Genomic DNA, 2,687 nt, shown 5'->3' with positions numbered 1-2,687 from the left:
CAATCCATTTGATGATGGTTTATTTTAGGTACACCTCATTTGAACTCTTTGTATGTCTTTTAAGTATACCTAAAAGCCATAGGTGGAATTTGACACGAAACCCCATAATGTCATAACCTAAATGACACAATACTTAAAGTCATAATATAAATGACACTTAGGGGAAATTATGTACATCTTTGGCTACCTTAGAGCATCAACAACCGACCAGAATGCAAAACGAGCTCAAAACACTTTACTAGAGTTTGTACAGCAAAAAGGCCATCGTTTAGCTGGTTGGTATATTGAAAACGAATCTGGTGCTTCTCTACAAAGACCTGAATTATTACGATTACTTGATGATGCAGCAATTGGGGACGCTATCATCATTGAGCAGATTGACCGACTATCACGCTTAGATGAAAAAAGTTGGTTCACTTTAAAAGAAATGCTGAACAAGAAAGAGTTAAAAGTGATCAGCCTAGATTTGCCGACCAGTCATATAGCACTTGCTCCTCAAGTGACAGACGAATTCACAAACTCAATGATCAAAGCTATCAACAGCATGATGATGGATATGCTGGCAGCTATCGCTCGAAAAGATTATCAAGACCGCCGCCGCCGACAAGCTGAGGGGATAACAAAGGCTAAAGAAGAAGGTAAGTATCGTGGTAGGCAGCCTAACCTTGAACTTCACGAAAAGATTTACCAATTGAGAGTAATAAACAAACTCAGTATTCATGATACTGCAAAGCTGGCCAATATCTCTCCACGCACAGTGATACGTGTTGCCAAGAAATTGGGGAGTGAGCGGACAACGAAGTAAAAAATCAATATACGTTTTAATTCCATTAGGCTTTATATTCGAGAGGTGAACGAGGGCAGTGTGTTAGACATTCTTGAACTAATTTAAAACTCTACTGACAGTTCACCGAAAATCATCCGCTATCTTCAATATCGAGGAAAGTCGTTAATCTGTAATTTTAAAATGCATAAGCTGATTTTTAATCATGGCTTTGTGATAGCAAAGTCATAGGCACTAAATGAAATATCGATGAAAAAATCGATATTTGGCTACGATAGAAAGTGAATAGGAAAATAGAATAATGAAACAATATCTTTTACTCGCTGGAGTCTCGCTATTGATTGGCTGTGATCAAACAAACTCTAAGGCTGACTCCACGCATAATGAAACGACTCGAGAAAAAGTGATGATGACAATAGAGGTTGGGTCGGAAAAAGTAGATTGTGTCGGTGTCGCTCCCATGAAATGTCTCGTTGTTGATGGTGCTTTATTTTATGATCATATTACAGATTTTGAGTTCGAAGCTGGTTACGAGTACACACTTCAAGTAGAAAAAACTCAGCGGTTTACATCAGAAAATGTACCTGCGGATGCAAGCCTATATCAATATCGTTTAATCAAAGAATTAGAAAAGCACCATTTACACCCTTCAACTGAATTACCCCATTAATTACGAAGCGGATCTAAGGTTAATTTTAACGTGAGCCTTTCAAAGGTTTTTTTTGAGTCGGTATAATAGTTGGATTCAGAATAGTCAAATTGCATTGAGGCATAACGATGGTGAAACCAGTAAAGCAAGCTCGCGCATTTCAGGTCGATTCGAAACCGACAGATACATCGCCAAAATCAAAAAAGAAATTACCCGCCGTTCGCGAAGATCAGAAAAAGGCGGCTCAAGTACGACGTCGAATTGAAAATATTTTGGAGCAACAACAAGATGAGAAAGAATGGATGTTGTGATTGATTCATCTCAAATTCGAGCACGGTTGAGGCTTATGGCAGTCAAGTTGAAACGCCTGATTTGAGTGATGTTATAGCCAGTGTTGAGAAGATATTACTGGATGAAATTTGTTTTCATTTAACTTTGTTTTTAAAGGATTTAAAAGGCGAATTCGTCTAATGGCACACTCATGAATAAGCAAACTGCGCAAAAATTCAAGGCAGAATTTCTGTCCCCTCGTTACTGGGGCACATTAACCATTATTGGTATTATGTATCTTTTTAGCCTTCTCCCACTTCGTGTACAACTAACGTTAGGAAGTGATATTGGGCGTATTGTCATGCGGTTAATGAAAAAACGCCAGGTCATCATCAAGCGCAATCTAGAATTGTGCTTCTCAACGATGACAGTTCAAGAGCGTGAAGCAATTTTAAAAGACAACATCGACAATGCTGGTATTGCATTATTTGAAACCGCAATGGCTTGGTTTTGGTCTGATAAACGAGTCAGCAAGCACGTGACGATTAAAGGAATAGAGCATATAGAAGCACTGGAGCAACAAGGTAAAGGCGTGCTCATGCTGGCTGTCCATTCGATGAATCTAGAATTAGGTGCAAGAGCATTTGGTATAAAAAAGTCGGGAATGGGTGTTTACCGGCCAAGTAACAACCCATGCTTTGATTATTTCCAGTATAAAGGGCGTTCACGGTCTAACCGTACACTGATTAATCGTAAAAACGTGAGGGGGATGCTCAAAGCCCTGAATGCTGGAGAGCGAGTTTGGTATGCTCCTGATCATGATTATGGTACTCGTCGCTCGACTTTTGCCCCTTTATTTGAAGTTAAGCGCGCTTGTACAACAACAGGAACGAGTTTATTAGTGGATACAACAGACTGTGCAATTGTGCCATTCACTATGGTGAGAGGCGAAAATGGTCACTATACATTGACTATTAGTGCCCC

4 protein-coding genes are annotated in these 2,687 nt (G+C 39.5%); all 4 read left to right on the top strand.

Annotated features, from left to right (window positions below; all coding sequences use genetic code 11):
• Positions 1-169 precede the first annotated feature (169 nt).
• Positions 170-805 (top strand): recombinase family protein, encoded by a 636-nt coding sequence (locus ACED46_RS21695; protein ID WP_371722432.1) that lies wholly within the window; start codon positions 170-172, stop codon positions 803-805.
• A gap of 280 nt (positions 806-1,085) precedes the next feature.
• Positions 1,086-1,454 (top strand): DUF4377 domain-containing protein, encoded by a 369-nt coding sequence (locus ACED46_RS21690; RefSeq protein WP_102501474.1) that lies wholly within the window; start codon positions 1,086-1,088, stop codon positions 1,452-1,454.
• Positions 1,455-1,561: 107 nt separating this feature from the next.
• Positions 1,562-1,744, top strand: a complete 183-nt coding sequence (locus ACED46_RS21685) for a hypothetical protein (RefSeq protein WP_102501473.1) — start codon at positions 1,562-1,564, stop codon at positions 1,742-1,744.
• A gap of 170 nt (positions 1,745-1,914) precedes the next feature.
• Positions 1,915-2,687: LpxL/LpxP family Kdo(2)-lipid IV(A) lauroyl/palmitoleoyl acyltransferase (lpxL, locus tag ACED46_RS21680; RefSeq protein WP_371722431.1), on the top strand; the 773-nt coding region annotated here is incomplete at its 3' end.

It is taken from the genome of Vibrio sp. 1S139 (assembly GCF_041439475.1).
In the GTDB taxonomy this organism is placed as follows: domain Bacteria; phylum Pseudomonadota; class Gammaproteobacteria; order Enterobacterales; family Vibrionaceae; genus Vibrio; species Vibrio crassostreae_C.
This window is presented reverse-complemented; position numbering and strand designations above follow the sequence as displayed.